Consider the following 24,073-nt stretch of genomic DNA (forward strand, 5'->3'; position numbering starts at 1 on the left):
ACACGCGGCGGTTTCATTGGGCGTAACCCTGGGGCGGGCCGACCCATTCCCAGTGCCACGGCTCGAAAGCATAGGGCACAAAGCCGAACCGCTCCGCATTCCTGACCAGCCAGCGATAGGTCGGGGTCTGGCTCATATAGCGGCGGTTATGGGTGTGGGTGGAATCCACACCATATCCCAGCAGATGGCCGACATAGATATCCAGTGCCGTCCCCGTGCGGTGGGCAGAGCACGAAGCCCGACGCACGCCGTCACAGTTGCCGTCACGCGCACAGCGGGCGGCATCCGCCTCCGGCTCGCGGAAAGACGAGAAGATTTGCAGCAGTTCGGGTTGCTGGGCGATTTCGGGAACCTCCGCCCGCGCCGCCGCCACCATTGCGCGATAGGCCTCCAGAACATCTCGACGGGCCATGCGGGTCATCCGCTCGGCATGCTCTTCGCCGGCCGTCAGATAGGCCAGCTCGGAAATCGGCGGAGGATTGGGGCATTCGCCGCGAATGCGCGCCAGGATAAAGGGACGACGCTCCTGCCATAGCCCACGGAAAACGGTAAAGGTGGCCACATCCAGCTGTCCCGTCGCCGGAACATTGTGCAGGGTCTGGAAAACCGACAGCTTTTCCGCAAAGGCCGGAGAGGATGGATCACACCCTGTACCCAGCTCTTTCTGGATCAAGGGCGCATAGGTTTCCCACCCCATCTCCGCAGGGCCGAAAGGGGCCCACTGCATGGCATACAGGTTTATCCCGTTCGCTTGGGCCGCATCGGTGAACACGCCGGGCTCGCGGTCGCAGATCTCTGCCTGGGGAGCAGATTTCGCAGAGGCGGTATCTACGCCCGCTGCCGCGGCCAGTCCCAGACCGATCACCGCACCCACGACGGCTCGCCACTTGAATCGCAAAGACATTTGCTCAAATGGCCCCATCGCGCCCGTAATCGCAACCCCGTTCAACGAGCCAAAGTCATCAGATCGCTCGCGTCCGGCGCCTGTTCGGGCCATTGTGGAGCCCGTTGAATCACCCTGATGTGCGTGTGCCATGACGACCAGCCCCCGACGCTCCAACGCCGTACTGGCCGCCTTTTCCGGTCCCTGCCTGCCCTTGGCGGCGTTCGGGGTCGCCCTGCCCGTCACCCTGCCGGAATATTACGCCACCCATATCGGGCTGGAACTGGGCGTGGTGGCGGCGGTCTTCATGATCGTTCGCCTGATCGACATCGGCTTTGATCCCTTCATCGGCTGGGCGATGGACCGCACGCGTACGCCTATGGGTCGCTATCGCCCGTGGATGCTGGCCTCGGCCCCCATTCTGATGGTGGCGGCGCTGATGATGTTCGTCATGGCCAAGCCGGGGGACGGCCCGCTTTACCTGTTTGGCTGGCTGCTGTTTCTCTACCTCGGCTTCTCGATGGGCACGCTGGGCCAGATGGGCTGGGCCGCCGTTCTGGCCCCCGAATACAACCAGCGCAGCCGTGTTTATGGCTGGTGGCAGGTGTTCAACATCATCGGCGTCATCCTCATCCTCGTGCTGCCGACCATTGTGGTGCGCGGCGGGTTCGGCACCTATGCCGACGGGGTGCAGTGGATGGGATGGGGCATCATCATCGCCCTGCCCGTTACCCTCGCCATCGCCTATTTCGCTGCACCCGAGCCCGACAATGCCCCGCCCAAACCGCATGGCGGTATCAAGACGTGGTTGGGCCTGTTCAAACTGAAGACCGTGCAGAAACTGCTGTTGGCCGATCTGCTGCTCGGCATTGCGCCCGGCATCACCGGCTCGCTGGTGTTCTTCTTCTTTGGACAGGTGAAGGGCTACGACCACGCTGCGGCATCGATCTTCATGCTGCTTTATTTCGTGGCAGGGCTTTTCGGCGCACCTTTCTGGGCGTGGCTGGCTACGCGGATCGGCAAGCACAGGACGCTGGCGGTATCGTCCATCGTGTTCGCCGTCTTCTATGGCTTTGCCTGTCTGGTACCGGGCGGCAACTTTGCCATCACGGCGGCGGCCATGTTCGTTGCGGGCCTGCCCTATGCGGCGGCGCTGTTCCTGTTGCGGGCCATGATGGCCGATGCGGGGGATGAGGTCCGTCATGAAACGGGCGAGGATATGACCGGCCTAATGTTCTCCATCCTCGCGGTCACGACGAAGCTGGGTCACGTCTTTGCTCTGATCCCCTATGCCATCTTGCAGATCGTCGGCTTCAAGCCCACGCAGACGCCCGCCGAAAACGGCGAGTTTGCCATCCTGATGTTGCAAATCCTGTTTATTGCCGTGCCCGCAGTGCTAATGGCTGCGGCGGCCTTGGCCATGCGGAACTATCCGCTGACGGCCCAGCGCCATGACCAGATACGCGCCGAACTGGCGCTCAAAGATGCGGAAGCTACCCGATGACCCACCCCGTCGATCGCCTGAAAGAGATCATGGTCTGCCTACGCGACCCGAACGGCGGCTGCCCGTGGGATATCGAACAGACCTTCCAGACCATCGCCCCTTATACGATCGAGGAAGCCTATGAGGTGGCCGACGCGATCGAGAACAACGACATGGCCGAACTCAAGGCCGAGCTGGGCGATCTTCTGTTTCAGGTCATCTTCCATTCGCGCATGGCCGAGGAAGCAGGTCACTTCAAGTTCGAGGACGTGGCCGAGGCCATGGAGAACAAGCTGATCCGCCGCCACCCGCACGTCTTCGGAGACGAAGCCGCCCGCCCCGACGGCGTGTCGCAAAAGGCCCGCTGGGAAGACATCAAGGCCGCCGAGCGCATCGCCAAGGCCCAGACCAGCGCCCTCGACGACGTGCCCGTCGGCATGCCTGCCCTTAGCCGCGCCGCCAAACTGACCAAGCGCGCGGGTCGCGTCGGTTTCGACTGGCCGTCCACCGACGAGGTGTTCGACAAGCTGCACGAGGAAGTCGGCGAACTGCGCGCCGAGATCGCCAGCGGCGACAAGGCCAGGATCCGCGAGGAACTGGGCGACCTGCTGTTCGTCATGGCCAATCTGGCCCGCAAGCTGGAGATCGAACCGGAAGACGCCCTGCGTAACGCCAACGCCAAATTCGTCCGCCGCTTCCAGTTCATCGAGGCCGAACTGCAAAAGGACGGTCGCACGCCTGAACAATCCGATCTGGCCGAAATGGACGCCCTGTGGGATGCCGCCAAGGCTGCCGAAAAGACCGACAAGGCCGCATGAGCAAGCGTCTGGCCGAACAGCTCGACCTGATCCCGCGCGATCCCGACCAGCACGATCCGGGCGGCAAGGTGCGCCTGAACCTGATGGCGGGCGTTCGGGGCGATGCGGTGTTCAGCGAGGATGGCCGTCATCGCACCCTGATGCGCCGCTGGATCGGCGAGACCTTCCCCGAGCGATACATCCTGTTCATCGGCATGAACCCGTCCACCGCCGACGCCATGGTCAATGACCCGACCTGCGCCCGCGAATGGACCTTTGCCCAGCGCGAAGGCTTTGACGGCATGGTGAAGGCCAATGTCGGCGACTATCGCGCCACCCACCCGAAGATGCTGCTGGCTGAAGGGGTCGTCGCCTCCTCGCCCGCCAACCTGCCCGCCATCCGCGAACAGGCCAGAGGCGCGGCTCGCGTGGTCCTGTGCCACGGCAGGCTGAACAAGGCCCTGATCCCCGCAGGCAAGGCATTGGTCGAGGCCATGCGCGAGGACGGCATCGACCTGTGGTGCTTTGGCACCAACGCCGACGGCAGCCCCAAACACCCGCTCTACCTGCGTGCCGATACCCCGCTGGTGCGGTGGGAGCCCTAATCGAAGCGTAGCTCGGCCAAGTCGATTTCGCGGATCAGCTTCTTGGCCGTTTCCTCGTCCAACAGGTGGGTGCGGGCCAGTTTGATCATCTCCTCGCGCTGGGCCTTGAAGCACAGGATGCGGAGGTCTTTCTCGATGGCGTCCAGCTTCTTGGTGCGCTCGACCTGATCGGGCGCATTGCCGGAGTGCAGTTCGATCTGCTGACGATAGTCTTCCATCAGGCGGGCGACCACCTCGGCGTGCTCGTCGGCGCGGGCGTGGACGGCGGCCACGTCGTGGGCACGTTCGGATTCTTCCAGTGCACGGATCGCCGCCGCCGCCGCTGCGCGACGGGCGCGTTCTTCGGCAGTCTGCACGTGGGTGTCCGGAGGAAGCTCAACCCCCTTGAGCAGGATGGGCAGCGCAATCGAGGCCACGACCAGCGAGACGATAATCACCCCCGCCGCAAGGAAGATGGCGAGGTTACGCGCGGGCAACAGGCTGCCGTCCGCCGTAAAGAACGGCAGGGTCAGGATACCGGCCAGCGTGATCGCCCCCCGCACCCCCGACAGCGCCATGACGGCCACCAGACGCCAGCGCAGGCGCGGACGCTTGCCTCCCGACAGCTTTCCACTGAACAGCGTCAGCTTCAGCGTCGCCCACACCCAGATGAAGCGCAGCGCGGCCAGAACCGCCACAATGGCGAATACATAGATGGCCAACCACCAGACCTCGGTACGCTCGGTCGTGCGGATCACCTCGGCGGCGCGGGACATGATGGACGGCAGCTGCTCGCCCAGAATGACAAAGATCAGGCCGTTGGCCGTGAACTGCACCGTGTCCCACACCACCGCGCGGCGGATACGGGTGGCCGCCATGGCCGTGCCGCGTCGCTCGGTAAAGCTCATGGTGATACCGGCAGCGACCGCCGCCAGAATACCCGAGGCATGGATGGCTTCCGCCGCCAGATAGGCCGCAAACGGGATCAGCAGGCTTATCAAGATTTGACCACCGACATCCTCGCCCCAGCGCTTGCTGATAAAGGCCTTGGCGAGGTTGATAGCCAAACTGACCGCCACACCCACGGCCAAACCCGCAAACGCCAGCCACGCGAAGGTGCCCACGGCACTGGTCAGCGAGAAAGCCCCCGTCGTCGCCGCGATCACGGCAATCCGCATACAGGTCAGGCCCGTGGCATCATTCAGAAGGCTTTCGCCCTCTAGGATGTGCATCAGGCGTTTGGGCATCCCTGCCCGCCCCGCAATGGCGGAAACGGCAATCGGGTCGGTCGGCGACAGGATGGCCGCCAGCGCGAACGCGACCGCCAGAGGCATGGCGGGGATCATCCAGTTGATGAAGAAGCCCAGCCCCAGCACCGTGAACACCACCAGCCCCAAGGCCAGTTCAAGGATGACAGCGCGGTCCTTGTACAGTGCCTTCTTGGGTATCCGCCACGCATCCACGAACAGCAGCGGCGGCAGGAACAGCAGGAAGAAGATTTCCGGCTTCAGATCGACACTCTGACCCGTGATCAGCACCACACAGGCCCCCAGCGCGATCTGGACCAGGGGCAACGGCAGGCGGCTGATACGCGCCACCCACCCCGAAAGCACAACGGCCAACAGGAGGAACAGCGCGGTTTCGATCAGGTGCATCTTAACTCAGGATGTCGGGATAGGAGCGTTCGAAACGGCCAAGGGCCGCAGGGTGCAAACGAACGGTCACGCGGATGGTGCCGTCCTCTTCGGTGTAACGTTCGGTCACACGGCCATTTTCATAAAGCCATGCCAGAACATCACCGCGCGAAGCCGGAATAAGGATGACGCTTTCGGGGTCATCATCGATCAGGCTGGCGATGGTTTCACGCAGAGCCTCGATGTTCTCGCCGGTCCATGCCGAGACAGCCACGGCCTCGCCTTGGGCGGCGAGACGCTCGGCCTGACCCAGCACGCTCTCGCGCACATCCTCGTCCAGCAGGTCGATCTTGTTCCAGACCTCCAGCACGCGGCGGGTGCGGCCCTCGGGCGTGGGAATCTGGCTGAGAACTTCCTCGACGTCCTTGCGCTGCGCCTCGCTGTCGGGCGAAGCGATATCGCGCACGTGCAGGATCAGGTCGGCCTCGCCCACCTCTTCCAGCGTTGCGCGGAAGCTTTCCACCAGTTCGTGCGGCAGGTCCGAGATAAAGCCCACGGTGTCGGCGATGATGGCGGGGCGGCCCTGCGGCAGCTTGATCGTGCGCTGTGTGGTATCCAGCGTCGCGAACAGCAGGTCCTTGGCGAAAACCTCCGAGCCGGTCATACGGTTGAACAGGGTGGATTTGCCCGCGTTGGTATAGCCCACCAGCGCGACCGCAGGGAAAGGCACGCGCTTGCGCGCCTTGCGGTGCAGGCCACGGGTACGGCGCACCTCTTCCAGTTCGCCTTTCAGCTTGACGATCTTGTCGGCGATCAGGCGGCGGTCGATTTCGATCTGGGTTTCACCCGGACCGCCGGTCGATCCGGTGCCACCGCGCTGGCGCTCAAGGTGGGTCCATGTGCGAACAAGACGCGAGCGCTCATATTCCAGACGCGCCAGTTCGACCTGAAGGCGGCCTTCCTTGGTCCGCGCACGGCGGCCAAAGATTTCAAGGATCAGGCCGGTGCGGTCGATGACCTTCACCTCCCAAGCCTTTTCAAGGTTGCGTTGCTGAACGGGCGTCAGCTGGTCATCAACGACCACGGCCTCGGCCTCGGCGGCGCGGAACAGGGCCGCCAGTTCCTCGACCTTGCCCGAACCGAATAAGGTCGCAGGCGTGACCCCGCGCAGCCGCACGATCTCCTCCGCACGCACATCAAGATCAAGCGCACGCGCAAGACCGACCGCCTCTTCAAGACGATCGGCTGCATGACGCGAATTTTCAGAACCCCTGTCGGGGTGGATTACGGCCGCCCGAATAAGCGGGACGGTGTGGTCTACGAGTTTAGAGGACAATCACTCTTCTTCAGTCTCGGGCTCGAACGTCTGCACCGGACCGGCAGGCATAATGGTCGAGATGGCGTGTTTATAAACCAGTTGCGACTGGCCATCGCGACGCAGAAGCACACAAAAGTTGTCGAACCAGGTCACAATGCCCTGCAGCTTCACACCATTCACGAGGAAGATGGTCAGCGGGGTCTTGGTTTTGCGGACACTGTTAAGGAAGGTGTCCTGAAGGTTCTGGCGTTTGTCTTGCGACATGGCAGGTTGTTCCTGTTCTTGGTTATTCTGGCGTCCGAAGGCTGGACACAGGTCTTTAGCGACCCGTGTCACAGCTTAGACGCGCACGACCTAAGGTCGCAATGACTTAAATGGCGTCGCGAATGGCTTGTTCAAGATAAACCGAGCGCAAACGGGTCGCGATCGGGCCGGGCTTGCCGTCGCCGATCTTCTCGCCGTCCAGCGAAACGATCGGCATGACGAAGCTGGAAGCCGCCGTCACGAACAGTTCCTTGGCCTTCTTGGCTTCCTCGACCGAGAACGGGCGCTCGTCCAGTTCGATGCCCTCTTCCTTCACCAGCTTCATGATGGCAGCGCGGGTAATGCCGCGCAGGATGTTGGCCTGGGTGTCGCGGGTGCGAAGCTTGCCGTTCTCGTCGACGATCCACGCATTGGTCGAAGAGCCTTCGGTGACCATGCCCATTTCGTCGAACAGGATGGCCTCATAGGCACCCTTTTCGCGCGCGGCCTGCTTGGCCAGTGCGTTCGGCAGCAGACCGACGGTCTTGATGTCGCAACGGCCCCAACGGATGTCGGGGTGGGTGATGCCGGCAACGCCCTTTTCGGCGTTCTTCTCGCCCTTGTGCAGGTCGATGGACTTGGACGTCACGATCACGCTGGGGGCCACGCCCTTGGGGAAGGCGTGGTCACGCGGGGCGGTGCCACGGGTGATCTGCAGATAGACGATACCGTTGCGGACCTTGTTGCGGCGGATGGTTTCGCGCAGCACGACGCCCAGCGCCTGTGCCGTCATAGGAATTTCGATACGCAGCTCGGTCAGGCTGCGCCCCAGACGTTCCATGTGACCGGGATAGTCGGCCAGCTTGCCGTCGAACACCGACCACACTTCATAGACGCCATCGGCGAACTGGAAGCCACGGTCCTCGATATGGACGACAGCTTGCGAATGCGGACGGTAGGTACCGTTTACGTAGGCGACCCTCGACATCAGGCGCCCTCTCCTTCTTGATCATCACCACCGCGGGACGGCGAAACGCCCAGCGATTTAAGTTTTCTGTGCAGCGCAGAGCGTTCCATTCCGATGAAGGCCGCGGTGCGCGAGATATTGCCGCCAAAGCGCATGATCTGCGCTGCCAGATAGTCGCGCTCGAACACCTCGCGGGCCTCGCGCAGCGGAAGCGCAATAATGCGCTCATTGCCAAAGCTGCTGGAGTTGTTCGACGCCACTTCCTGCGGAAGCATGTCTGCGGTGATCGGTTCGGACGGGTCACCCGTGGCGAGGATCAGCAGACGCTCGATATTGTTGCGAAGCTGGCGGACGTTGCCCGGCCACGGATGGACCTGCAGCACGGCAATCGCATCCTCGCCCAGCTGGCGACGCGGCAGTCCTTGGGACGACGACAGGGTGTCCACGAAATATTCGACCAGTTCGGCGATATCCTCGCGGCGCTCCGACAGCGGCGGGACGCGGATCGGCACCACGTTCAGACGGTGGAACAGGTCCTCGCGGAAACGGCCCTCGGCGATCTCGACCTTGAGGTCCTTGGCGGTCGAGGTGATGACGCGTACGTCCACCTGAACGTCATGTTCGCCACCCACGCGGCGGAAGCGTTGGTCCACCAGAACGCGCAGGACGCGGCTCTGGCTCTCGCGCGGCATGTCGGCCACGTCGTCCAGATAGAGGGTGCCGTTGTGGGCGCGTTCAAACACGCCAATCTTGGCGGGACGGCCATCCGAGCCTTCCTCGCCGAACAGTTCGACATCGAGGCGTTCCGGCGTCATGCCCGCAGCCGAGATCACCACGAACTCGCCCTTGGCGCGGGGGCTGTTCTCGTGGATCTGGCGCGCGACCAGTTCCTTGCCGGAACCGGGCGGGCCGGAAATGAGCACGCGGCTGTTGGCCGGTGCCACCTTGGAAATGGTGTTGCGCAGATTCTGTGCGGCGACCGACTTGCCGATCAGGCCCGTGGGCGTCATGGCCTGTGCGCGCAGACGGCGGTTCTCTCGCTTCAGAGCCGCCGCCTCCAAGGCGCGGTCGATCACCACGACAAGACGGTCCGACTTGAACGGCTTTTCGATGAAGTCATAGGCACCGCGCTTCAGCGCGCTGACGGCGGTTTCGATATTGCCGTGGCCCGAGATCATGACCACCGGCAGGTCTTCATCCAGCCCCTTGATCACGTCCAGCAGTTCGAGGCCATCCATGCCCCCGCCCTGCATCCAGATATCGAGCACAGCCAGCGACGGCTTGCGCGCCTTTACCGCCGCCAGTGCCTCCTCGGCATTGGACGCGGTGCGGACGTGGTGACCCTCGTCCTCCAGCAGACCGGAAACCAGTTCGCGGATATCGCTCTCGTCATCAACGACAAGAATGTCGGCGCCGTTAGTCTTCATGGGCCTCTCGCTTGATATCACCGCCCGCTTCCATCGAAGATGGCTTTTGGGCAGATTTCATACTCTGTCGAAGGGGGAAAACCAGAGTGACACGGGCGCCGGACAGGCCCTCCGCATCACCCAGACGCAATTCCCCTCCGTGGTCCTCGCAAATACGCTTCACAATGGCCAGCCCCAGTCCGGTCCCCTTTTCGCGGGTGGTGACATAGGGCTCGGTCAAACGGTCGCGATCCTTTTCGGGCAGGCCGATACCATCATCCTCGATGATGAAACGGGCCCATCCGCTTGAAACATCCAGTCGGGCGGCGATGCCCGGCACGGCGGTTTCGGCTCCGGAAGCCTTGCGGGCCGATACGGCCTCGCCAGCGTTCTTGAGTATATTGATCAGGGCTTGGCGCACCATGCGACCATCGCAGTCCAGCACCAGTTCCGGCACGGGCTCGGCCAGCTCCACCCCGATATCGGCTGCCGCCACGCGCTGGGCGAACACCGCCTCGCGCAGCATCTCGTCGGCACGCTCCTCGGTGAAGCGCGGCGCGGGCATACGGGCGAAGGACGAGAACTCGTCCACCATGCGGCCAATGTCACCGACCTGACGGATGATGGTCTCGGTACAGCGGTCGAACACCTCGACATCGTCCTCGACCTTGTCGCGGTAACGGCGGCGCAGGCGCTCCGCCGACAGCTGGATCGGCGTCAGCGGGTTCTTGATCTCGTGGGCGATACGGCGGGCCACATCGCGCCATGCGGCATTGCGCTGGGCCGTGACCAGACGGGTGATGTCGTCGAAGGTCAGGACCATCTCGCCACCCTGCCCGCCTTCGATACGGACGCGCAGACGGCGGGTCTCGCCGTCACGGGTGACGTCGATGTCCTCTTCGATATGGGCCTCGCCGCGCTCGGACAGTTCGCTCAACTCAGGCGAAACCTCGCCCAGACGCTGGCCCTGCACATCGTCCTGCACAATCGCCAGAAGTTCGCGCGCGCTGTCATTGATAGCCGAGATACGGCCATAGCGGTCCAGACCGATCACGCCCGCACTCACGCCCGACAGCACGGTTTCGATGAAGCGCGAACGGGTCTGCGCCTCGACACTGGCCGAACGCAGCGCCACCTGCTGGCTCTGGATGTCGTAGGTCATCCGGTTGAAGGCTTCGGAAAGGACAGCCATTTCGGCGGGTGCGCCGGATGCATCCACCCTGGCCTCAAGATCGCCTGCAGAAACTTTTTCCGCCGCATCGATCAACTGACCTATAGGGCGCGAGATAGCGTTCGCTGCCGACATGGCCAGCCACACAGCGCCAACCAGAATAAGCAGCGCCGTCTCAAGATAGGCCAGGGCGAAGGCGGCCTGGATCTGGGCACGGCTCTGTTCGGCCTGACGATAGGCCAGAATGGATTCCTCGCCCGTACGCATCCGCTGGATCAGACCGGGGGCCAGTGGCCGTACCACATACAGATAGGCGTCGTCGTAATCCGGCAGAGGGTACAGCGCGCGGATGCTGTCCGGGTTTTCGGTCGCCGTCGCGGGCACCTGCTCGCCCTCGGCCAAAGTGGCGAAGGCTTCGGGTGGCGGTGCGACATAGGGCGGCGCATTGGGTTGCAGGCCGCTGGCCAGCACCTCGCCCTTGTCGTTCAGGATATAAAGCGCCGGATAGCCGAAGAAGGCCCCGATCTGTGTCAGGGCTCGACTGAACTGGATACGGTTGTCAAACATGGACCGTACACTGCCCAGTTCGATCGTTATGGTTTCCAGATCACGTTCCAGACCGGCACCGACATCGGCCACATAGGCCTGACCAATGGCCGCGCCGTTCTGAACCGAGGAGCTGACATTCTCGCTGAACCACTGGTCCACACCACGGTTGACCAGCACCCCGAATACCAGGGCGATCAGAATGGCCGGAAGTACCGACACGAACGAAAACAGCACCACGAACCGCAGGTGCAGACGCGAGCCGGCCTCGTGCCTGCCCCTGACCAGCGTAAGGACCTGACGGCCCACCACCGCGGCCAGCAGACCGATGAGCACCAGGTTCGCTGACAGAATATAGAGGATGATCCGGATCGCGGTCGTACGGCCGTCGCCCGCCGAACCCGGCGCAACAGCAACGATCCAGATGGCCAGTGCGGTAACGATAAAGGCCAGGGCATAGCCCACGCCGAACACCGCGCGAGGACGGTCCATCCAGAAACGGCTCCTCGCAGGGCGTTCTGTCGACGGGCTCTCGTTCTGATGCACGCGCGGTTCAATCATCAAAGTGCAGCTTCGACTAACTGTGGCAATAGTTCAACAGCATTGTTGCGTTATTGCGCCACTTAACCCAGCCAAAGTTCACGGAGAGCCTCCTCGACCTCGTCCGGACTGTCCAAACGGCAAAGTCTGGCTTTGGCCTGACGGCGTTCCTGCGCATCTTGCGGCCACGGTGCCTGCTCGATGTACCAGCCCAGATGCTTGCGGAACATTTTGAGGCCCAGCGGCAGCTTATAGAACTCTGCCGAGGCACGCATGTGCTCGATGACAATGGCGAATCGTTCCTCGCGGTCCGGCTCGGCCAGTTGGGTCCCGTCCTGAAGGGCCCGCTCCAGATGCGACGCCAGCCACGGACGGCCATAGACACCGCGCCCCAGCATCAGGGCATCGGCACCGGATTTGTCCAGCGCCTCGCGGGCCTGTTCGGCGGTGATGATGTCGCCGTTGACCACCACCGGAATGGAGACAGCCTGCTTGACCTCGGCCACGGCGTCCCAGTCGGCCACGCCGGTATAGAATTGCTTGCGGGTGCGGCCATGCACGGTCACGGCCTTTACGCCGATCTCCTCGGCCTTCTTGGCCAGATCGGCAGCGTTCAGGCTGTTCTCGGCCCAGCCCAGACGCATCTTCACCGTCACCGGACGGCTGACGGCGTTGACCGCCGCCTCCATCAGACGGCACGCCAGATCGGGCGTCCGCATCAGGGCCGAGCCACAGGCCGCCCCCGTCACTTCCTTGGCCGGACAGCCGAAGTTCAGGTCGATGATGTCGGCACCGGCGGCCTCGGCCATCTTGGCACCGTGGGCCATCTTCTCGGGATCGCCGCCCACCAGCTGGATCACCGTCAGCGGAAGACCCGCGCCAACGGCGGCACGGCGCACCACATCCGGGCGTGCGCGGGCCAGTTCGGCCGCCGCCACCATCTCGGTCGCCACATAGCTGGCACCCAGACGCGAGGCGAGCACACGGAACGGCAGATCGGTGATCCCCGTCATCGGTGCCATCAGCACTTTTCCGGGGATGTGAACGTCCCCGATTTGGATTCCTGAACTCATGCCGCTCTTAGCACCGAAACCATACCCCCTCGTCAACCATGAAACGGGCGCTTAGAAGGCGACACATGACCTTCTCTGCGATCATCGTCGCTGCCGGATCGGGTTCCCGCGCGGGCGGGGACAAGCAATGGCGCACCGTCGGCGGCAAGCCGCTCCTCCGCTGGTCGGCGGAAAGCCTGCTGGCGGCAGGAGCAAATCCGCTGGTTCTGGTGCTGGCCGAAGGGGCCGAAGCCCGCGCACAAGAGGCGCTGTCCGGCCTTGAGGGCTGGGTGTCGGTGACGGGCGGTGCCACGCGCGCCGATTCCGTTCAGGCGGGCCTTGCCGCGCTTGAAGATGACCGCCCTGTCCTGATCCACGATGCCGCCCGCCCCTTCCTGAAGGCGCACACCATACACGCTCTGCTGGACGCGCTGGCCGATGCCGAAGGGGCTCTGCCCGCCCTGCCAGTCGCGGACAGCCTTCGTCGCGGCGATGCCGACAAGCTGATGGGCGAAGTGGTGGACCGCGAAAACCTTTACCGCGCCCAGACGCCCCAAGCCTTCCGCCCCTCCACCATCCGTGCCGCCTATGCCGCATGGAAAGGCCCCGATGCCCCGACGGACGAGGCGTCTGTCGTCGCCGCCCACGGTGGCCGCGTGCGGCTGGTGGCCGGAGAGGCCGATCTGTTCAAACTGACCTACCCCGAGGACTTCGCCATGGCTGAACGCCTGATCCCCGACAACGCCCACCGCGTCACCCGCGTGGGCATGGGCTATGACGTTCACCGCTGGGTCGAGGGCGATGGCTCGGGCACATGGCTGTGCGGCGTTCAGGTGCCGCACACGCATACCCTGCTCGGTCATTCCGATGCCGATGCGGGCCTACACGCCCTGACCGACGCCATTCTGGGCGCGATTGCCGAGGGCGACATCGGCGACCACTTCCCCCCCACGGATGACCGATGGAAGGGCGCATCGTCCGATGCCTTCCTCGCCCACGCCTATGAGCTGGCCAAGGCCAAGGGCGGCGTCATCATCAATGTGGACGTGACGCTGATTGCCGAGCGCCCCAAGATCAAGCCGCACCGCGCCACCATGCGCCAGCGCATCGCCGACATCCTCGGTCTTGATCTGGGTGCCGTCAGCGTCAAGGCCACCACCACCGAGGGCCTCGGCTTCACGGGCCGCAACGAAGGTCTGGCCGCTCAGGCCGTCTGCTCTATCGAAATGCCGGCCTAAGCGGCTTCGGACTGACGCGCGTCGGAGATAGCCCGTTCCAGCAATTGGATCGGGCCTTCACCTTCGGTCATTTCGGCCACGCCGATGTCAAAGTCGAATACGAAGGGCGAACGGTCTTCACCCGCTTCAAACGCCGTACAGGCGATCACGGCAGCGATACGCTCCGCAGCCAGACGGGCGGCCCGACCTGAGGTTGCGGGCATCATGATGGCAAAACTGTCGGGCGACAGACTGGCCGCCGTATCCTCGACCCGCACCAGACGCGAGATCATGGCCCCCACCTGTGGCAGGGCACGATCCACCCACCCGGCACGGTTGATGGCCGACAGGGCTTCGGACTTGGCCACCCTCAGCACACAGAGCGCCAGTGTCCGACGGCGGCGGGCGCTGGCCGCATAGACACGGCCCAGGTGCGAAGCGAACGGCTCGGCCAGAAACAGCCCCGTTACACCGTCTGTCAGATGCGAGACGCGAACGCTGTCCAGCGCACGGCGGATAGAGACACGGCGGCGGTAATTATGCGCCAGTGCCAGCACGCGTTCCGCGGTATCCGCCTCGCTGACATCTGTTTCCACCACATCGGCGAAACCGCGCAGATACAGGTCGTTCAGGTTCACCTCGTCCCCTTCCCGCAGATAGAGGATCAGCGGGATGTGATACAGACGCGTGTTTCGCTTCATGCCTGAAGCGATCGACATGGCCACCGCCCGGTTTTCTCCACCCCACAGGATGGCCGCGTCGAAGGCGCGCTCGTGCAGATAATCGAAGGCCGTATAGGGCGTGGGGGCCGCAACCACCTCTACGCCGTGCGCGGCCAGCATATTGCTGAGGGCCAGAAAACGCTCGTCTGCCGAGCCGATCGCCAGAACCGTCACCGGCTGGCTGTCCGTCTCTACGCGGCGCAGGGTTGCATCATGATCCGCAAACGTTTGGCAGCGCAGAAGGAACTCTTCCTCGGCGACAGCGGCGCGCATGAGGTGTTCCAGCCGGACAAGGGCCTGCGTCGGATGGGGCACTTCGGTCATCCGCAGATCCACACAGACCAGGTCCGAATGCCCCACGCCCATGACCGGCAGATAGCGGTCCGGCGTCACAGCCCGGATGCGTACCAGTTGCACGGCGATGCCCGGCTCGTCCAGATCGATCACAGCCACATCAAAGGCGCGGGTTTCCAGCGCCATGACCGCCTGATCCGCATCGGCCACCCAAAGCGTGTCGCACCCCGCGCTCTCGAGCCCGCTCTGCAAGCCGGAAAAGCGGGCGCGCCGCGATGCTACCAGCATAACTCGAACAGAGATCTCGGCGAGATGACCGGCTTGCATACTTATTGAGACCTGACTGGTTGGTCAGCCCCCGTCGGTCAGGGGCCAAGGCTTGGATGGCCATTATTGCCAAGGTTAGACTAATACTCCGTCAAGCTGGACTGTAAAATCCATTGCGCAAACTTTCGGCGGGTTTCCCTAGGCACGGAAAGGCTTTATTGCGACCCGATGCTGCAAAACAGAAACGAGACGTCGGCCGGGGCTGAACACATTGGCGCGGGCCGTTTCGCCAACCTTCTGCGCCAATTTTCACCCGTCGGTTGCATTCGGCTCTGCGGGCGCGCCTTCGCACGGTCCTGGGGCCGGGACGTGATGCTTTATACGGGCGGGGTCACCTTCTTCGCCCTGCTGGCCATGTTTCCCGCCATCGCCATCCTGATCGGTTTTTACAAGGCCGTGCTCTCGATCGGTAATGTGAGCGAACAGGTGGCCGCTATGGCCGAGACCGTGCCGACTGCCGCGCGCGCCCTGTTCCTGGCCGAGGTCGAACGCCTGTCCGAAGGTTCGTTCCGTGCCATCTCGACCCAGAGCGCCATCGCCCTGGCCATCGGCGGCTATGCCGCGCACCGGGGTTTCAAGGCCCTGCTGGCCGGTCTGAACCTCATCCACGACGAGAAAGAGCCCCACGGCTTCTTCAAGTTCAACCTGCTGGCCTTCCTGGTCGCTCTGGCCGCGTTCTTTCTGTTCACGGTCGTCTCCGGCGCAGTCGTCACATGGCGGCTGATCGAGCATGCCTATGCCACCGAGCCTGTCAGCCGCATTATGGTGCCCTTCGACAACCTCTGGACCTCGGCAGGTCTGTGGCTGGGCCTGACCATGCTCTACCGCTATGCCATGAGCCACCGCACCCGCGTCATGTGGCCCGCGGCAATCGTCGGCGGCTTTTTCGCTACCGCCATGTCGGGCCTGTTCTCGTGGATGTGCGCCATTTATGTGGAACAGATCGTCCACCTCGGCGCGACCTACGGCTCTGTCGGTGCCGTTGTGGTTCTGTTGATCTGGCTGTCGTGGAACGTCAATGCCATATTCTATGGCGGCGCACTGGCGACCGAGCTTGAACTGTCGTGGAAGAATGACCCTCAGGACATCACGGACGGGCAAGAGCCCACCGTTGCCAATGACCGCGTGATCAGCCTGGCAGAGCGCCGCCAGTCTCGACCGTAAGGCGCAGCACGCCCGCCTCCTCGACGACCTCGACGACCCTGCCGCCCGTTTCCTGCATCAGAAACGGCACGTCGATGCGGGCCATCGGGTCCGTCGCCAGCAAGGTCATGCGCTGCCCTGCCCCATAGGCCTCCATTGCCTTGCGCAGCTTCAGGCTTGGCACGGGGCAGCGGTGCCCCCGCGCGTCGATGACAACCGGTTCGTTCATGCGTCCAATGCTTGGGCCAGAAGCCTCAGCGCCTGTTCCAGGGCCGCTTCACGGACCTTTTCACGGCCCATATCGCCAAAGCGGCATTCCAGATGCAGTACGCGGCCATCCGCGCGGGCAGCGGCGAAATGCACCAGACCGACCGGCTTTTGATCTGAGCCACCACCGGGCCCGGCAATGCCCGTGATCGCCACAGCCACCGAGGCGTCTGAGTTCGCAACCGCTCCGCTGGCCATCGCCCGCGCCGTCTCCTCGGATACCGCGCCGTGATCGGCCAGGGTCTGCTCGGGCACGCCCAGCATCGCCATCTTGGCGGCGTTGGAATAGGTCACGAAGCCACGATCCACGACGCTGGAAGAACCGGCGATTTCCGTCAGCGACGCCGCCACCAGTCCACCCGTGCAGCTTTCCGCCGTTGCGACCATCACGCCTGCCTCACCGGCCTTGGCCAGTACCGCCTGTGCCAGATCACAAATCCACTCGGAAAACATTGCTATCGACTCCTTAACCATCCGAACCTTACGGAATTCAGGACAGCGCACGTGTGCGCAGGGGGAAATCCGAAAGGGAACAACGTGACCGATAGCAGCCTCGACAACGATGCGCATAAAAGTCCGTCGATTCAGCTTCTAACACCGGCACTGTTCGCCGTCGCCATCTTTACATCCGCCAGTTTGGTGTTCGTCGTCCAGCCTATGGTGACGAAGCTGATCCTGCCCTTGCTGGGCGGATCGCCCGCTGTGTGGAACACGGCGATGGTGTTTTTCCAGACGGCACTGCTTGCCGGCTATCTTTATGCCCACCTGCTGCAACGCGTACCGACCCTTCGGATGCAGGCCATCATTCATGTCGCCCTTTTGTTGGTCGCCTGCCTTTTCCTTCCGCTGCAGATAAACGGCATGCTGGGCGAGCCCGACACCAGCATGCCTGTGGCATGGCTTCTGGGCACGCTGGTGATCTCCATCGGTGCCCCCTTCGCCGTTCTGTCGGCTACGGCCCCCTTGCTTCAAGCCTGGTTCGCGCGTGTGCAGGCCGGTACGCCGATGGGGAAAAATCCCTATGTGCTTTATGCCGCCTCAAACCTCGGCAGCTTTCTGGCCCTGCTTTCATACCCGATCCTGATCGAGCCGCTGGCAACGCTGTCGGCCCAAAGGCTGGGATGGACCGTGGGCTATGGCGTTTTCGTCACTCTGGTTCTGTGCCTGCTCGCACGGATGTGGACACACCGTGACACCGCCGCAAACCGGACGGCACAAGACCAGGGCCGTTCGGAACCCATCGCCTGGAAACGTAAACTGGTACTGGTGGCCCTTGCCGCCATACCTTCCAGCCTGATGCTGGGTGTCACGGCCCACCTGTCTACAGATGTGGCCTCTGCCCCCTTCCTCTGGGTGGTCCCGCTGGCGCTCTATCTGCTGACCTTCGTCATCGCCTTCCAGAACAAGCCGTGGATACCGCTGCCGGTGACCCTGCTGTTGCATGCCGCGGCGGTGGTTCTGATCATGACCTTCCTCGGAAAGGGTCTTGGCAACATCGTCTTTCTGGCCTGTGCGCACCTGCTGGCATTTTTCTTGACGACCCTGCTCTGCCATCAGCAACTGGCCGCGCGTCGTCCGGCCCCCGACAGATTGACAGAGTTCTACCTGCTGATTTCGGTGGGCGGCGTGATCGGCGGTGCCTTCACCGCCCTGCTTGCGCCGGTCATCTTCAAGACCGTCATTGAATATCCGATCGTGCTGGTCCTGGCCTGTCTGGCCCGCACGCCCGACAGGTCCGACTGGACACAAAAGCAGATCCTGCTGGCTATCGGCGGCTTCTCTGTCGCCGCCTTCCTGCCGGTCCTGTTCGAGATCATGCGCTACAACGATAGCGTCAAAGAGTTTTTCTCTACCAGTTTCGGCCTCACCTTCACCGCCCAGATGATGATCCTGGTTGCGGGCATCTGTGCCTTCCTGATCCGCGATCGTGTGCTGGTCTTCACGGCACTGGTTGCCCTGATGACCTTCTCGGGAATGTACGCCTCGCGTAGCTACAACTACATCTATACGGACCGCAGCTTCTTCGGTGTCATGCGTATCGGGCGTGGCGTGGATATGGATTTCGGCGGCGACGTCCATGTGCTGCTGCATGGCACGACGCTGCATGGCGCACAGGCCCAGCATCCCGACCTGCGTTGCATGGCCACCCTCTATTACGCCCGCACAACGCCTATCGGCCAATCGGCGACCCTTATCCATGATCGTGGCCCCAGCGCCAAGTTCGGTATCGTCGGCTTGGGCAGCGGCGCGATGGCCAGTTACAAGCGGGCGGGCGATACCATGACCTATTATGAAATCGACCCCGCCGTTGACCGGATGGCGCGCAATCCCGAGCTGTACAAATTCATCTCGCACTGCGCCAAGGGCCCGGTGGATACCATCATGGGCGATGCACGCCTGACCTTGGACAAGCAGGCCGACGGACAGTACGACTATCTGCTGATCGACGCCTTCTCGTCCGACGCGGTGCCCTCACACCTGCTGACGCAGGAAGCCATCGCCATGTATCTGCGCAAAGTCAGCGACAAGGGTGTTGTGGTGCTTCACCTGTCCAACCGCCACCTGGATATCGTCAGTCCGGCAATGGCAGCGGCCGATGCGCTAGGCATGCCCTATCTGCATCAGGCCTATGCCAAACCGTCGGATACGGCTGACTTCTCCGAAGCCTCTACCGAGGCATTGATCATCGCCCGCAATGAAGCCGCACTGGCCGATTTCAAGGCCGATGGACGCTGGACGAAGTCCGATTACGGCAAGGTCAAACCGTGGACGGATGACTATGTCGATCTGTTCGGAGCCCTCATTCGGGACATGAGGGAATAAAGCCCCCGATACCGTTCGGCTTACAAAAAAGGCCCCTGCACTGTCATCCGGTGCAGGGGCCTTTGTTTTATCCGGCGCTGGCCACGCGGGCCAGATCGGCAGTGATGCGTTCGGCCACCTTCAGGCGGTCTTCCGGCGTGGGCCATTCGCCCTTCACCACGATCTTCTGGTCTGGCCTAATCTTCCAGGTCAGGTGGTTCTTCTGGATCCGTCCGACCAGTCCCATCGGGTTCGGGAAGACGTTGTTGCGAAGCGTCAGGACCGCGCCCTTGGGCCCGACATCGATCTTTTCGATACAGGCCTGACGGCAGTTCGCCTTGATGCCGACGATCCGCAGAAGCTGCTGCGCCTCTTCCGGCAGCGGGCCGAAACGGTCGATCAGTTCGGCGGCCATCGCCTCGCGATCTTCCATCCTTTCGGCGTCCGACAAACGGCGATACAAGCTGAGACGCAGGTTCAGGTCAGGGATGTAAGTCTCTGGAATCAATACCGAAGCACCGACATTTATCGACGGGGACCAGCCACGATCCGCGACCTGTTCGCCCGCTTCGCGCAGTTCCGCGACCGCGTCTTCCAGCATCTGCTGATACAGCTCCACGCCCACTTCGCGGATGTGGCCCGACTGTTCGTCGCCCAGCAGATTTCCGCCCCCGCGCTGGTCCAGATCGTGGCTGGCCAGCTGGAAACCGGCCCCCAGATTGTCCAGCGATTGCAGGACCTGCAGACGGCGCTCCGACGACAGGCTGAGCGGCTTCTTCGGATCGGTGGTCAGATAAGCAAAAGCCCGCGCTTTCGAACGCCCGATACGGCCCCTGATCTGGTGCAGCTGGGCCAGACCGAACATGTCGGCGCGGTGCACAACCAGCGTGTTGGCGGTCGGGATATCGATGCCGCTTTCCACAATGGTGGTCGAGACCAGCACATCATATTCCCCGTCGTAGAAGGCACTCATCACCTCCTCCAACTGGGTCGGCGTCATCTGGCCGTGACCGACGACGAATTTAATCTCGGGCACCTGCTCGCGCAGGAATTTCTCGATGTCCGGCAGGTCCTTCAGGCGCGGCGCGACATAATAGGCCTGACCGCCGCGATACTTCTCGCGCAGCAGGGCCTCGCGCACCAGAACCGGATCCCACGGCGTGACATAGGTCCGAACCGCCAGACGATCGACAGGCGGGGTGGCGATGATCGACATCTCGCGGATGCCCGACAGCGCCATCTGAAGTGTGCGCGGGATGGGCGTCGCCGTCAGCGTCAGCAGGTGAACGTCTGCCCGCAGGGACTTCAGCTTCTCCTTGTGCTTGACGCCAAAGTGCTGCTCCTCGTCCACGATCACCAGGCCGAGGTTCTTGAACCCGACCTGTTCGGCCAGAACCGCATGGGTGCCGACCACGATCTCGACCGTGCCGTCCTTCAGGCCCGCGCGCGTCTCGGCGGCCTGTTTGGCCGTGACCATGCGCGACAGGTGCCGCACGGTGACGGGCCAGCCCGCGAAACGCTCGGAGAAGGTCTTGAAATGCTGGCGCGCCAGAAGCGTCGTCGGGCAGACGATCGCCACCTGCTGGCCGCTCATGGCCACGACAAAGGCGGCCCGCAGCGCCACCTCGGTCTTGCCGAAGCCCACGTCGCCGCAGATCAGGCGGTCCATCGGCGTACCCTTGCCGAGGTCCTCCAGCACATCGCCGATGGCGTTCAGCTGGTCGTCCGTTTCCTCATACGGGAAGCGGGCGCAGAACTCGTCGAACAGGCCCGCAGGCGGGGTGATGGCGTCACCGACCTTGAGCGCACGCTTGGCCGCCAGAGCGATAAGCCCCTCGGCCATAGCCTTCAGACGCTCTTTCGCCTTGGCCTTGCGCGCCTGCCATCCGGCACCGCCAAGACGGTCCAGCTGGACACCCTCGGCATCGGTGCCATAGCGGGTAAGAAGGTCAATATTTTCAACGGGTAGATAGAGTTTGCTATCACCCGCATACAAGAGCTCAAGACAGTCGTGCGGTGCGTCCTGAATGCTCAGGGTCCGCAATCCCTCATAGCGACCGATACCGTGGTCGAGGTGGACCACCAGATCGCCCGCAGTAAGTGCCGACGCCTCGGCGAGGAAGTTAGACGCACGGCGCTTGCGCTTGGGCCGCGCCAGTCGGTCGCCCAGAATGTCGCTCTCGGAAATGACCGCCAGCGTGTCGGTGACGAAGCCGTGGTCGATCGGCAGCACCGCCCGCAGATAGATGCCATCCGGCGCGGCCTGCACATCCTGCCAATCGCGCACCTGAAGCACGTGCGACAGGCCGTGGTCGCCCAGCATGGCCGCCAGACGTTCGGCAGAGCCTTCCGACCACGAGGCGAACAGGACGCGCTTGCGCTCGCCCATCATGGTTTCGGCGTGTTTGGCCACGGCCGCGAACAGGTTCACGCTGTCCTGCGCGCGTTCCGCCGAGAAGCTGCGCCCCAATCGCCCGCCCGCGTCCTCGCCCGATCCGGTGGACAGCGGATTCAAGCGTCGGACCGCACGGCCCGCCAGTGCGCCATTCCATGCCTCGGCATCAAGATACAGCAGTTGCGGGGCCACCGAACGATAGGCCTGCCCGCCCTTGGACTTTGCCGCCTCGCGGCGCGCCTCATAAGCATCTTCCGTTAGGTTCCAACGCTCTACACGCGCTTCCTCGACCAGATGATCAAGAAATACCGGAGCGTCGTCGGGGAAGTAATCGAACAGCGTGTCGAGGTGGTCGTAGAACAGCGGCAACCAATGCTCGACGCCCTGCCGCCGCGCGCCCTCGCTGACGGCGGCATACATCGGCTCGTCGCCCGGCGCGCCGAACAGGTTCAGGTATCCCGTACGGAAACGCGAAATGGTGTCGCGGTCGATCAGGATTTCCGACACGGGCGACAGCGAGATCGACTTCAGCTGGCGCGTCGTGCGCTGGGTCTCGGGGTCGAAGGCGCGGATCGATTCCAGCTCTGTGCCGAACATGTCCAGACGGACCGGCTCGTCGAAACCGGGCGGGAAGACATCCACCACACCGCCACGGATCGCATATTCGCCGCGCTCGTGAACCGTGGAGGCGCGGCGGTAGCCGTTTGCCGTCACATAGGCTTCCAACGCATCGGTATCGAGGTCCTGCCCCACCTTGGCGTCGAAGCCGCCCACGGTCACCGCATGGCGCGGCGGCACCCGCTGCGCCGCCGCCGCGACCGTCGCCACAACCAGCAGGGGCGTGGGATCGTTCGGGTCGCGCGTGGCCAGCCGCGTCAGGGTCGCCATCCGCTGTGCCGAGATAGACGCCGTCGGGCTCAGGCGGTCATACGGCAGGCAGTCCCACGAAGGATATTCAAGGACTTCAATACCTTTAGCATAGAATTTGAAGGCCTGAATGAAATTGCCGGACCGTTGGAAATCGCGTGCGACCATCAGGGCGGCACCGCCCGCGGCCTTCACCTTTTCGGCGACGATCAGGGCATCCAGCCCCTCCGGCGCGCCACTCAGCGTCGCGTCTATACGCTCCAGTCCGGCCTTGGCCATTAACCGATACCCTTGAACACTTCAGCCGAAACGTGCTCGCGCATGAAGGCGCGGATCTTGTCCATCACCGGACCCTGGTGCTCCGGCGGGGTCGGCTCGCGTTCAATGATCCAGCCGTAAAGATACTGGTCCTCGACATCGAGCAGGTCCTCGAAGATGGCCAGTTCCGCATCGTCCAGCGTCGGCGCGACCTGGTCGGCGAACGGGCCAAGCACCATGTCGGCCTCGCGGAAGCCACGGCGCCACGCGCGGTAAGCGATCCGGCCCAGACGCACCTGACGGTTCGTTTCGTTCTTTTCACTCTCGGGACGGAAGGTCAGGTCAGACACGCTATATCCTTGCCTATGAGGCGCACTTTGAAACTTGGCCTGTCAGATAGCGCCCCCGAGACCGCTTCGCCAGTTCTCTTGGTCGGGCTATGGTGATTGTGATGCGGCCAGAGATTCTCTTTCCCCTGTTTGCGGACGTCACGACCCTGAAGGGCGTCGGCCCGCGCATGGCACCCCTGATCCAGAAACTGGCAGGGCCGACTGTGCGCGATCTGGCCTTCTATCCCCCCACAGGCGTGATCCAGCGCCGCCGTACCACCGCCGCCGAGGCCGTGGAGGGCGAGATCGGGATATTCGAGGTCACCATCGACCGCCTGATCATGCCCCACCGCCACGGCGCGCCGATCAAGGTGCGGGCCTATGACGCTACGGGCTTTATGCATATGATCTGGTTCGCCGGATCGCCGCGCCATATCGAAGGGCTGGCCCCTGCGGGCTCGGCCCGTCTGGTCACCGGAAAGGTCGAGAAGTTCAACAACGAGGTGCAGATCTCGCACCCCGACTACATCCTGCCGCCCGAAAAGGCCGACGAAATCCCCACCGCCGAGCCGACCTATCCGGCGACGCAAGGGCTGACCTCGCGCCAGCTCCGCAAACTGTGCATGGCGTCTGTCGCCCTCGCGCCCGCACTGGAGGAATGGCAGGATGCCGCATGGATACAGCAGCGCAAATGGCCCGACTGGCAGTCCGCGCTCCAGGCCGTCCATACACCGCAGAACGAGGCCGACCTGCTGCCCGAGGCCCCTGCCCGCGCGCGTCTGGCCTATGACGAGCTTCTGGCGCACCAGATCGCGCTGGCCCGCCGCA

The 24,073-nt window shown here is 63.4% G+C and carries 19 protein-coding genes and 1 pseudogene; 7 read left to right on the plus strand and 13 right to left on the minus strand.

Annotated elements, in window-relative coordinates:
* Positions 1 to 13 precede the first annotated feature (13 nt).
* Entirely contained in the window at positions 14 to 904 is an 891-nt protein-coding gene (locus B3H86_RS10140; RefSeq protein ID WP_292053504.1) for a D-alanyl-D-alanine carboxypeptidase family protein, read from the minus strand.
* 130 nt (positions 905 to 1,034) lie between these two features.
* On the opposite strand from B3H86_RS10140, the gene B3H86_RS10145 reads away from it, so the two are divergent.
* The 3 genes from B3H86_RS10145 to B3H86_RS10155 are packed head-to-tail and all read left to right on the plus strand — an operon-like array spanning position 1,035 to position 3,768.
* A complete protein-coding gene (locus B3H86_RS10145) occupies positions 1,035 to 2,387 on the plus strand; it encodes an MFS transporter (protein ID WP_292053506.1) in 1,353 nt (450 codons plus the stop codon).
* Complete coding sequence (gene mazG, locus B3H86_RS10150) at positions 2,384 to 3,184, plus strand: nucleoside triphosphate pyrophosphohydrolase (RefSeq protein ID WP_292053507.1); 801 nt, start codon at positions 2,384 to 2,386, stop codon at positions 3,182 to 3,184. Before B3H86_RS10145 ends, mazG begins: the two co-directional genes overlap by 4 nt.
* Complete coding sequence (locus tag B3H86_RS10155; RefSeq protein WP_292053509.1) at positions 3,181 to 3,768, plus strand: DUF1643 domain-containing protein; 588 nt, start codon at positions 3,181 to 3,183, stop codon at positions 3,766 to 3,768. Before mazG ends, B3H86_RS10155 begins: the two co-directional genes overlap by 4 nt.
* On the opposite strand, the gene B3H86_RS10160 is transcribed toward B3H86_RS10155, so the two are convergent.
* The 7 genes from B3H86_RS10160 to dusB all read right to left on the minus strand — a co-directional run bounded on the left by B3H86_RS10160 (position 3,765) and on the right by dusB (position 12,645).
* On the minus strand, positions 3,765 to 5,402 hold the full coding sequence (locus tag B3H86_RS10160; RefSeq protein WP_292053510.1) for a Na+/H+ antiporter: 1,638 nt from the start codon (positions 5,400 to 5,402) through the stop codon (positions 3,765 to 3,767). The genes B3H86_RS10155 and B3H86_RS10160 overlap by 4 nt on opposite strands.
* A 1-nt stretch (position 5,403) precedes the next feature.
* The gene (gene hflX, locus B3H86_RS10165) at positions 5,404 to 6,717 is read right to left on the minus strand and encodes a GTPase HflX (RefSeq protein WP_292053511.1); all 1,314 of its coding nucleotides are present in this window, start codon (positions 6,715 to 6,717) and stop codon (positions 5,404 to 5,406) included.
* Positions 6,718 to 6,963: an RNA chaperone Hfq gene (gene hfq / locus B3H86_RS10170; protein WP_292053513.1), complete on the minus strand. Its 246-nt coding sequence runs from the start codon at positions 6,961 to 6,963 to the stop codon at positions 6,718 to 6,720.
* A gap of 106 nt (positions 6,964 to 7,069) precedes the next feature.
* Positions 7,070 to 7,930 carry a D-amino-acid transaminase gene (dat, locus tag B3H86_RS10175; protein ID WP_292053515.1) on the minus strand — a complete coding sequence of 287 codons (861 nt, stop codon included), beginning with the start codon at positions 7,928 to 7,930 and terminating at the stop codon, positions 7,070 to 7,072.
* Entirely contained in the window at positions 7,930 to 9,336 is a 1,407-nt protein-coding gene (locus B3H86_RS10180; RefSeq protein WP_292053517.1) for a sigma-54-dependent transcriptional regulator, read from the minus strand. The genes dat and B3H86_RS10180 overlap by 1 nt, the downstream gene beginning before the upstream one ends.
* Positions 9,326 to 11,524 (minus strand): sensor histidine kinase NtrY-like, encoded by a 2,199-nt coding sequence (locus B3H86_RS10185; protein ID WP_292053518.1) that lies wholly within the window; start codon positions 11,522 to 11,524, stop codon positions 9,326 to 9,328. The genes B3H86_RS10180 and B3H86_RS10185 overlap by 11 nt, the downstream gene beginning before the upstream one ends.
* 131 nt (positions 11,525 to 11,655) lie before the next feature.
* Positions 11,656 to 12,645: a tRNA dihydrouridine synthase DusB gene (gene dusB, locus B3H86_RS10190; RefSeq protein WP_292053519.1), complete on the minus strand. Its 990-nt coding sequence runs from the start codon at positions 12,643 to 12,645 to the stop codon at positions 11,656 to 11,658.
* Between the two features lie 65 nt (positions 12,646 to 12,710).
* On the opposite strand from dusB, the gene B3H86_RS10195 reads away from it, so the two are divergent.
* On the plus strand, positions 12,711 to 13,862 hold the full coding sequence (locus B3H86_RS10195) for a bifunctional 2-C-methyl-D-erythritol 4-phosphate cytidylyltransferase/2-C-methyl-D-erythritol 2,4-cyclodiphosphate synthase (protein WP_292053521.1): 1,152 nt from the start codon (positions 12,711 to 12,713) through the stop codon (positions 13,860 to 13,862).
* Here B3H86_RS10195 and B3H86_RS10200 read toward each other — a convergent pair.
* Complete coding sequence (locus tag B3H86_RS10200; protein WP_292053523.1) at positions 13,859 to 15,145, minus strand: GGDEF domain-containing protein; 1,287 nt, start codon at positions 15,143 to 15,145, stop codon at positions 13,859 to 13,861. The genes B3H86_RS10195 and B3H86_RS10200 overlap by 4 nt on opposite strands.
* Positions 15,146 to 15,496: 351 nt before the next feature.
* Between B3H86_RS10200 and B3H86_RS10205 the strand changes: the two genes are divergently transcribed.
* Positions 15,497 to 16,348: a YihY/virulence factor BrkB family protein gene (locus B3H86_RS10205; protein ID WP_292053532.1), complete on the plus strand. Its 852-nt coding sequence runs from the start codon at positions 15,497 to 15,499 to the stop codon at positions 16,346 to 16,348.
* Here B3H86_RS10205 and B3H86_RS10210 read toward each other — a convergent pair.
* Both B3H86_RS10210 and B3H86_RS10215 read right to left on the minus strand, forming a co-directional pair.
* Positions 16,314 to 16,556: a sulfurtransferase TusA family protein gene (locus B3H86_RS10210; protein ID WP_292053524.1), complete on the minus strand. Its 243-nt coding sequence runs from the start codon at positions 16,554 to 16,556 to the stop codon at positions 16,314 to 16,316. The two genes, B3H86_RS10205 and B3H86_RS10210, sit on opposite strands and share 35 nt — an antisense overlap.
* The gene (locus tag B3H86_RS10215) at positions 16,553 to 17,047 is read right to left on the minus strand and encodes a CinA family protein (protein ID WP_292053526.1); all 495 of its coding nucleotides are present in this window, start codon (positions 17,045 to 17,047) and stop codon (positions 16,553 to 16,555) included. Before B3H86_RS10215 ends, B3H86_RS10210 begins: the two co-directional genes overlap by 4 nt.
* Before the next feature lie 84 nt (positions 17,048 to 17,131).
* Between B3H86_RS10215 and B3H86_RS10220 the strand changes: the two genes are divergently transcribed.
* Complete coding sequence (locus B3H86_RS10220; protein WP_292053527.1) at positions 17,132 to 19,417, plus strand: fused MFS/spermidine synthase; 2,286 nt, start codon at positions 17,132 to 17,134, stop codon at positions 19,415 to 19,417.
* 67 nt (positions 19,418 to 19,484) lie between these two features.
* Here the strand turns inward: B3H86_RS10220 and mfd are convergent, their stop codons facing one another.
* On the minus strand, positions 19,485 to 22,937 hold the full coding sequence (gene mfd / locus B3H86_RS10225) for a transcription-repair coupling factor (RefSeq protein ID WP_292053528.1): 3,453 nt from the start codon (positions 22,935 to 22,937) through the stop codon (positions 19,485 to 19,487).
* Entirely contained in the window at positions 22,937 to 23,266 is a 330-nt protein-coding gene (locus B3H86_RS10230) for a succinate dehydrogenase assembly factor 2 (protein ID WP_292053530.1), read from the minus strand. Before B3H86_RS10230 ends, mfd begins: the two co-directional genes overlap by 1 nt.
* Before the next feature lie 101 nt (positions 23,267 to 23,367).
* Between B3H86_RS10230 and B3H86_RS10235 the strand changes: the two are divergent.
* Positions 23,368 to 24,073 (plus strand): annotated as a pseudogene (locus tag B3H86_RS10235) (ATP-dependent DNA helicase RecG); the annotation flags it as partial.

The sequence above is a fragment of the Brevundimonas sp. UBA5866 genome (assembly GCF_002432125.1).
GTDB lineage: Bacteria > Pseudomonadota > Alphaproteobacteria > Caulobacterales > Caulobacteraceae > Brevundimonas.

Excerpts from the sequence above, each read along its gene's own strand:
- hfq (WP_292053513.1), bottom strand. The coding sequence starts at position 6,963 with ATGTCGCAAGACAAACGCCAGAACCTTCAGGACACCTTCCTTAACAGT.
- B3H86_RS10145 (WP_292053506.1), top strand. The coding sequence starts at position 1,035 with ATGACGACCAGCCCCCGACGCTCCAACGCCGTACTGGCCGCCTTTTCC.
- B3H86_RS10140 (WP_292053504.1), bottom strand. The coding sequence starts at position 904 with ATGTCTTTGCGATTCAAGTGGCGAGCCGTCGTGGGTGCGGTGATCGGT.
- B3H86_RS10195 (WP_292053521.1), top strand. The coding sequence starts at position 12,711 with ATGACCTTCTCTGCGATCATCGTCGCTGCCGGATCGGGTTCCCGCGCG.
- B3H86_RS10215 (WP_292053526.1), bottom strand. The coding sequence starts at position 17,047 with ATGTTTTCCGAGTGGATTTGTGATCTGGCACAGGCGGTACTGGCCAAG.
- B3H86_RS10185 (WP_292053518.1), bottom strand. The coding sequence starts at position 11,524 with ATGGACCGTCCTCGCGCGGTGTTCGGCGTGGGCTATGCCCTGGCCTTT.
- B3H86_RS10160 (WP_292053510.1), bottom strand. The coding sequence starts at position 5,402 with ATGCACCTGATCGAAACCGCGCTGTTCCTCCTGTTGGCCGTTGTGCTT.
- B3H86_RS10155 (WP_292053509.1), top strand. The coding sequence starts at position 3,181 with ATGAGCAAGCGTCTGGCCGAACAGCTCGACCTGATCCCGCGCGATCCC.
- B3H86_RS10200 (WP_292053523.1), bottom strand. The coding sequence starts at position 15,145 with ATGCTGGTAGCATCGCGGCGCGCCCGCTTTTCCGGCTTGCAGAGCGGG.
- mazG (WP_292053507.1), top strand. The coding sequence starts at position 2,384 with ATGACCCACCCCGTCGATCGCCTGAAAGAGATCATGGTCTGCCTACGC.
- dat (WP_292053515.1), bottom strand. The coding sequence starts at position 7,930 with ATGTCGAGGGTCGCCTACGTAAACGGTACCTACCGTCCGCATTCGCAA.
- B3H86_RS10205 (WP_292053532.1), top strand. The coding sequence starts at position 15,497 with ATGCTTTATACGGGCGGGGTCACCTTCTTCGCCCTGCTGGCCATGTTT.
- dusB (WP_292053519.1), bottom strand. The coding sequence starts at position 12,645 with ATGAGTTCAGGAATCCAAATCGGGGACGTTCACATCCCCGGAAAAGTG.
- B3H86_RS10210 (WP_292053524.1), bottom strand. The coding sequence starts at position 16,556 with ATGAACGAACCGGTTGTCATCGACGCGCGGGGGCACCGCTGCCCCGTG.
- mfd (WP_292053528.1), bottom strand. The coding sequence starts at position 22,937 with ATGGCCAAGGCCGGACTGGAGCGTATAGACGCGACGCTGAGTGGCGCG.
- B3H86_RS10180 (WP_292053517.1), bottom strand. The coding sequence starts at position 9,336 with ATGAAGACTAACGGCGCCGACATTCTTGTCGTTGATGACGAGAGCGAT.